7 protein-coding genes are annotated in these 6,654 nt (G+C 68.1%); 1 reads left to right on the top strand and 6 read right to left on the bottom strand.

Going from position 1 to position 6,654, the window contains the following annotated elements:
• The 6 genes from G3O00_RS38170 to pyk all read right to left on the bottom strand — a co-directional run.
• Window positions 1-637, bottom strand: a 637-nt coding sequence (locus G3O00_RS38170; RefSeq protein ID WP_206146102.1) for an L-threonylcarbamoyladenylate synthase, incomplete at its 3' end; no start/stop codon positions are given.
• An 8-nt stretch (window positions 638-645) separates the two neighbouring features.
• Entirely contained in the window at window positions 646-1,842 is a 1,197-nt protein-coding gene (locus G3O00_RS38175) for a 5-(carboxyamino)imidazole ribonucleotide synthase (protein ID WP_174930659.1), read from the bottom strand.
• A gap of 80 nt (window positions 1,843-1,922) precedes the next feature.
• Window positions 1,923-2,444, bottom strand: a complete 522-nt coding sequence (gene purE / locus G3O00_RS38180) for a 5-(carboxyamino)imidazole ribonucleotide mutase (RefSeq protein ID WP_206146103.1) — start codon at window positions 2,442-2,444, stop codon at window positions 1,923-1,925.
• A 65-nt stretch (window positions 2,445-2,509) separates the two neighbouring features.
• Window positions 2,510-3,400 (bottom strand): phosphoribosylaminoimidazolesuccinocarboxamide synthase, encoded by an 891-nt coding sequence (locus G3O00_RS38185; protein WP_011353065.1) that lies wholly within the window; start codon window positions 3,398-3,400, stop codon window positions 2,510-2,512.
• 221 nt (window positions 3,401-3,621) lie between these two features.
• On the bottom strand, window positions 3,622-4,686 hold the full coding sequence (gene fba / locus G3O00_RS38190) for a class II fructose-bisphosphate aldolase (protein WP_011353066.1): 1,065 nt from the start codon (window positions 4,684-4,686) through the stop codon (window positions 3,622-3,624).
• Window positions 4,687-5,003: 317 nt separating this feature from the next.
• Complete coding sequence (gene pyk, locus G3O00_RS38195; RefSeq protein ID WP_011353067.1) at window positions 5,004-6,440, bottom strand: pyruvate kinase; 1,437 nt, start codon at window positions 6,438-6,440, stop codon at window positions 5,004-5,006.
• On the opposite strand from pyk, the gene G3O00_RS44005 reads away from it, so the two are divergent.
• Window positions 6,439-6,567: a hypothetical protein gene (locus tag G3O00_RS44005; RefSeq protein WP_260865387.1), complete on the top strand. Its 129-nt coding sequence runs from the start codon at window positions 6,439-6,441 to the stop codon at window positions 6,565-6,567. The two genes, pyk and G3O00_RS44005, sit on opposite strands and share 2 nt — an antisense overlap.
• Window positions 6,568-6,654 lie beyond the last annotated feature (87 nt).

Below are 6,654 nucleotides of genomic sequence, written 5' to 3' on the forward strand. Positions count from 1 at the left end.
AGCTGAGCACGGCGGCGATCTGCTGCGGCGTCACGTGGCCCGGGCGCAGCAGCGCCGGGAAGCCGCGCGACAGGTCGAGAATCGTCGATTCGATACCGACTTCCGATGCGCCGCCGTCCAGCACGTGCACGGTGTCGCCGAATTCGTCGCGGACGTGCTGCGCGGTGGTCGGGCTCACATGGCCGAACCGGTTAGCGGACGGCGCAGCCACGCCGCCGTGCCCGCCGCGCCGCGCGCTGAACGCGGCCAGCAGCGCCTGCGCGACCGGATGCGACGGGCAGCGCAGCCCGACCGAATCCTGGCCGCCGCTCACGGCGTCCGGAATGCGCGCATGGCGCTTCAGGATCAGCGTCAACGGGCCCGGCCAGAACGCATCGATCAACGCCTGCGCGTCGGCCGGCAGATCGTCGGCCCAGTAGCCGGGATCGCCGCCCGGCGGCAGGTGCACGATCACCGGATGATTCGCGGGCCGCCCCTTCGCCGCGTAGATGCGCGCGACGGCCTCGGGATTCGCCGCGTCACCGCCGAGCCCGTAGACGGTTTCGGTCGGAAAGGCGACGAGCTGGCCCGCATCGAGCAGCGCGGCGGCCGCGTCGATCTGCGCGGCCGTCACGGAGTTCGGGAGATCGATGGACATCGGCTGGCTCAGTCGAGCGGCACGCGCAGCAGCTGCGCGCACGCGGTGGCCGCGGCAACGGCTTCGTCGCGCGTTTCGGCCGTGAAGTTCACGTGGCCCATCTTGCGGCCGACGCGCGCATCTTCCTTGCCGTACAGGTGCAGGTGCGCGGTGGGCATCGCCGCGACCGTGTCCCACGGCGGCGTGACGGCATCGGCCGCCGCACCGTTCGGGAACCACACGTCGCCGAGGATGTTCAGCATCGCGGCCGGCGAATGCTGGCGCGGATTGCCGAGCGGCATGCGCGTCATCGCGCGCACCTGCTGCTCGAACTGGCTCGTTGCGCACGCATCGACCGTGTAGTGGCCGGAGTTGTGCGGGCGCGGCGCCATCTCGTTCGCGACGAACGAACCGTCTTCCAGCACGAAGAACTCGACGCACAGCACGCCGACGTAGCCGAGCGTATCGGCAATCCGCACGGCGGCCTGCTGCGCCTCTTCGACGCGCGCCGCATCGGCGGCCGGCGCGGGCACGACCGTCAGCGCGAGGATGCCGTTGTGGTGCGCGTTCTGCGCGAGCGGGAACGCGGCCGAACGGCCGTCCGCGCCGCGCGCGATCAGAGCCGACACTTCGTATTTCAGCGGCAGGCGCTTCTCGAGCACGCACGGCACGCCGTTCAGCGCCGCATGCGCGTCGCGCGCTTCCTGCGCGGTGCTCACCCGCACCTGGCCCTTGCCGTCGTAGCCGAGGCGCGCCGTCTTCAGGATGCCCGGCAGCACCGCGTCGAGCGCGGCATCGTCGAGCGCGGCGAGTGCCGCCGACGATTCGATCACGACGTGCGGCGCAACGGGCACGCCCGACGCTTCGATGAAGCGCTTCTCCGCGATCCGGTCCTGCGCGACCGCGACGCAGCGGCCGGCCGGCGCGACGAACGTCGTGCGCGCGAGGAAATCGAGGCTCGCGGCCGGCACGTTCTCGAACTCCGTCGACACCGCCTCGCACAGGTCGGCCAGTTCGGCGAGTGCGGCTTCGTCGTCGTAGGCCGCGCGCAGGTGGCGGTCGGCGACCGCGCCGGCGGGGCTCGTCGGATCGGGATCGAGCACGGCGACGCGATAGCCCATCGACTGGGCAGCAAAGCAGAACATGCGGCCGAGCTGGCCACCGCCGACCATGCCAAGCCACGCGCCGGGCAGGATCGGGGAAACGGAATCAGGAGTTGCGGTCATGTCAGTGGTCGGTCGCGGCGGGCGCTGCCCGCCGCAGTGGGGAGGTCAGGCAGCCGCGACGCGCGGCCGCCGGTGCGCCGTCATTCCAGCGGCGGCAGCACCATCGCGTGCGCGGCTTCGTTCTGGCGCACGCGGAACGCGGCGAGGCGGTTCGCATAGTCGACCGAGTTGCCGGACAGGATCGACACCGCGAACAACGCGGCATTCGCAGCGCCGGCCTCGCCGATCGCGAACGTCGCGACGGGCACGCCCTTCGGCATCTGCACGATCGAGTGCAGCGAATCGACACCCTTCAGGTACTTGCTCGCGACCGGCACGCCGAGCACCGGCACCGTGGTCTTCGCGGCCAGCATGCCGGGCAGGTGCGCGGCGCCGCCGGCGCCCGCGATGATCGCGCGCAGCCCGCGCTCGCGCGCCTTCTCCGCATAGTCGAACATCTCGTCGGGCATCCGGTGCGCGGACACCACCTTCGCTTCGTACGGCACGCCGCATTCCTGCAGGATGGCAACCGCGTGCTTCATCACGTCCCAGTCGGAACTCGATCCCATCAGCACGCCGACGAGCGGCGCGCTGTGCGTGTGGGCAGTCTGGATTTCACTCATTTGTTCAGTTCCTGTCGATCAGAGTCAGTGCTTCAGCACTCACTCTGGTCCCATGCAAAGCCCGATCAGGCGAGCGCCTGGCCCGTGATGCGCTCGAGCGCTTCCTGGTACTTCGCGGCCGTCTTCTCGACGACGTCGGCCGGCAGCGCCGGCGCCGGTGCCGTCTTGCCCCACGGCTGCGCCTCGAGCCAGTCGCGCACGAACTGCTTGTCGAACGACGGCGGGTTCGTGCCGACTTCGTACTGGTCGGCCGGCCAGAAGCGCGACGAATCGGCCGTCAGCACTTCGTCCATCAGGTACAGCTGGCCGTGGTTGTCGAGGCCGAATTCGAACTTCGTGTCGGCGATGATGATGCCGCGCGTGGCCGCGTAGTCGGCCGCTTCCTTGTACAGCTTGATCGAGATGTCGCGGATCGTCGCGGCCAGCTCGGTGCCGATGCGGCGCTCGGTTTCCTCGAACGTGATGTTCTCGTCGTGCTCGCCCATCTCGGCCTTCGCGGCCGGCGTGAAGATCGGCTCGGGCAGCTTCTGCGCGTTCTGCAGGCCTTCCGGCAGCTGCACGCCGCACACGGCGCCCGACGCCTGGTATTCCTTCCAGCCGCTGCCGGCCAGGTAGCCGCGCACGACCGCTTCGATCATGATCGGCTCGAGGCGCTTGACGACCACGCCGCGGCCCTTCACCTGCTCGACCTCATCGGCCGCGACGACGGCTTCCGGCGCGTCGCCTGTCAGGTGGTTCGGCACGATGTGCGCGAGCTTGTCGAACCAGAAGTTCGCCATCTGGTTCAGCACGCGGCCCTTGTTCGGAATCGGCTCGCCCATCACCACGTCGAATGCCGACAGGCGATCGGTCGTGACGATCAGGAGCTTGTCGTTGCCGACCGCGTAGTTATCGCGGACCTTGCCGCGACCGAGGAGCGGCAGCGAGCGGAGCGTGGATTCGTAGAGGGTAGACATCGTCTTTTCGCAGATAAGGAGCCAAACAAAAAGGGAAACGCCGTTCCCCGCGGCAGGCGGGAACGGCGGTCTTGCAATACGTCGGCGAACCGGCCGGACGACAGCGCCCGGGCGGTTGCCGGCCGGCCCTCGTTCGGCCGGACGGAGCGGCTGTGGGGCCGGATCAAACCCGGCCGAACAGCCTTGCCTTTGCCTTTCGGCGCGGCAATCGTACTACAGTCTTAGCGCACGACCTGTGCGAGCGCACCGGACTTGTACTGCTCGGCGATCTTGTCGAGCGACACCGGCTTGATCTTGCCGGCCTGGCCTTCGCAACCGAACGCGAGGTAGCGGTCGACGCAAACCTGCTTCGCCGCTTCGCGCGCGGGCTTCAGGTAGTCGCGCGGATCGAACTTACCCGGGTTCTCGAACAGGTAGCGGCGGATCGCACCGGTGATCGCGAGACGCAGGTCGGTGTCGATGTTGATCTTGCGCACGCCGTGCTTGATGCCTTCCTGGATTTCCTCGACCGGCACGCCGTAGGTTTCCTTCATGTCGCCGCCGAATTCGCGGATCTCGGCCAGCAGTTCCTGCGGCACCGACGACGAACCGTGCATCACGAGGTGGGTGTTCGGGATGCGCGCGTGGATTTCCTTGATGCGCTGGATCGACAGGATGTCGCCCGTCGGCTTCTTCGAGAACTTGTATGCGCCGTGCGACGTGCCGATCGCGATCGCGAGTGCATCGCACTGCGTGAGCTTCACGAAGTCGGCAGCCTGCTCCGGATCGGTCAGCAGCTGCTCGCGGGTCATCGTGCCTTCCGCGCCGTGGCCGTCTTCCTTGTCGCCCTTCATCGTCTCGAGCGAGCCGAGCACGCCGAGTTCGGCTTCGACCGTCACGCCGATCGAGTGCGCCATCTCGACGACCTTGCGCGACACGTCGACGTTGTACTCGTACGACGCGACCGTCTTGCCGTCGGCTTCCAGCGAGCCGTCCATCATCACGCTGGTGAAGCCGCTGCGGATCGCGGCCATGCAGACTGCCGGCGACTGGCCGTGATCCTGGTGCATCACGACCGGGATGTGCGGGTACGACTCGACGGCTGCTTCGATCAGGTGGCGCAGGAACGGCTCGCCCGCGTACTTACGCGCGCCGGCCGATGCCTGCATGATCACGGGCGCGCCAACCTGGTCCGCCGCCGCCATGATCGCCTGGACCTGCTCCAGGTTGTTCACGTTGAAGGCCGGCAGGCCGTAACCGTGCTCTGCCGCGTGGTCCAGCAATTGACGCATTGATACGAGAGGCATTGTGGAACTCCTTGGAATGAAAACCGGTGCGCCCTGACGCCGGCGCGGCGCTCGCTCCCGTTCGACTCCGGGGTGGCGCGGCGCGGCTGAGCGTCGAATAGCCGCATTTTATCGCGAAGCGCCTCCGATTCCGACCGCCCGGTGGCGCCGACTCGCAATTTGTTACGTTCGCACGGCACAATGCGGGCAAAAAAGAGAAAAAAAGCCGCGTGGGGCTTCGGACCCCACGCGGCTTTCGCATGAAAAACGGTGCCGGATCGATTTTTCAGCCGATCCGGGCGGGCGGCCCGCAGGCCGGCCCGATGCTCAGTCGGCGCTCAATAGTGCTCGCCGACCCGCACGATCTTCAGCGTGTTGGTGCCACCCGCCTGCCCCATCGGCTCGCCGACGGTCAGCACGACCATGTCGCCGTGCTGCACGTAGCCCTGCTTGACGACGATTTCGAGCGCCGCCTGCAGCGCCGAGTCGCGGTCGCTGTTGAAGTCGACGTGCAGCGGCGTCACGTTGCGGTACAGCGCCATCGTGCGCTCGCTGCCGACGCGCGGCGTCAGCGCGAAGATCGGCACGTGCGTGTAGTGGCGCGACATCCACAGCGCGGTCGCGCCGGATTCGGTCAGCGCGATGATCGCCTTCGCACCCAGGTGGTACGCGGTGAACAGCGCGCCCATCGCGATCGACTGGTCGATCCGCGTGAACGTGCGGTCGAGGAAATCCTTGTCCAGCTCGACGTGCTCCGACTTTTCCGCCTCGACGCACACGGCCGCCATCGTCTCGATCGTGACGACCGGATACTTGCCGGCGGCCGTCTCGGCCGACAGCATCACCGCGTCGGTGCCGTCGAGCACCGCATTCGCGACGTCCGACACTTCCGCGCGGGTCGGCACGGGTGCGTGGATCATCGATTCCATCATCTGCGTCGCGGTGATCACGAGCTTGTTCGACTCGCGCGCCATCCGGATCATCCGCTTCTGCAGTGCCGGCACGGCCGCGTTGCCCACTTCCACCGCGAGGTCGCCACGCGCGACCATGATGCCGTCGGATGCGTCGAGGATGCTTTGCAGCGCCGGAATCGCTTCCGCGCGCTCGATCTTCGCGATCATTTTCGGCTTGATGCCGTACGGCGCGCCCGCGATGTTCGCGAGCTGGCGCGCCATTTCCATGTCGGTCGCGTTCTTCGGGAACGACACCGCCACCAGGTCCGCGCCGAGCGACATCGCGGTGCGGATGTCTTCCATGTCCTTCGCGGTCAGCGCGGGCGCCGACAGGCCGCCGCCCTGGCGGTTGATGCCCTTGTTGTTCGACAGCTCGCCGCCCACCTTGACGATCGTGTGGATCTCGTCGCCGAGCACGCGCTCGACGGTCAGCACGATCAGGCCGTCGTTCAGCAGCAGCAGGTCGCCCGTGCGCAGGTCACGCGGCAGTTCCTTGTAGTCGAGGCCGACGCGCTCGTCGTTGCCGAGTTCGCAGCCCGCGTCGAGGATGAAGGCCTGGCCCGGCTCGAGCGTCGTCTTGCCGTTCTCGAACTTGCCGACGCGGATCTTCGGGCCCTGGAGGTCGGCCATGATCGCGATCTCGCGGCCGACCTTGCGGGCAGCCTCGCGCACCATCTCGGCGCGCTGGCGGTGATCGTCGGCCGTGCCGTGCGAAAAATTGAGCCGCACGACGTCGAGGCCCGCCTGCATCATCTGCAGCAGAATCTCCGGCGAACTGGAAGCCGGGCCGATCGTGGCGACTATCTTGGTGGCGCGCTGCATGAAACTCCTCATCTGGATCAAGGTGGATGCGCTGGGTGAAACGCTGCGAGAGCCGGAAACGGCGGGCCCAGCGGCGGCCGTTCCGGGGGGCGTGCCGGTGCTTGCGCCCGGCATCGCTTTGTTCTGAATCTCGTGGTGCTGCTCGGCCGCGTCGCCGGCGGCCGCCGGTGCGCGCGGGGCGGTGTTCGCCCGCGCGGGCGCGCGGGCGAACAAA

It is taken from the genome of Burkholderia sp. Ac-20384 (assembly GCF_017104605.1).
GTDB classification, from domain to species: Bacteria; Pseudomonadota; Gammaproteobacteria; order Burkholderiales; family Burkholderiaceae; genus Burkholderia; species Burkholderia lata.

Coding starts and splice junctions, on each gene's coding strand:
- G3O00_RS44005 (WP_260865387.1), top strand. CDS start 6,439: ATGAAACTCCTCATCTGGATCAAGGTGGATGCGCTGGGTGAAACGCTG.
- pyk (WP_011353067.1), bottom strand. CDS start 6,440: ATGCAGCGCGCCACCAAGATAGTCGCCACGATCGGCCCGGCTTCCAGT.
- fba (WP_011353066.1), bottom strand. CDS start 4,686: ATGCCTCTCGTATCAATGCGTCAATTGCTGGACCACGCGGCAGAGCAC.
- G3O00_RS38175 (WP_174930659.1), bottom strand. CDS start 1,842: ATGACCGCAACTCCTGATTCCGTTTCCCCGATCCTGCCCGGCGCGTGG.
- purE (WP_206146103.1), bottom strand. CDS start 2,444: ATGAGTGAAATCCAGACTGCCCACACGCACAGCGCGCCGCTCGTCGGC.
- G3O00_RS38185 (WP_011353065.1), bottom strand. CDS start 3,400: ATGTCTACCCTCTACGAATCCACGCTCCGCTCGCTGCCGCTCCTCGGT.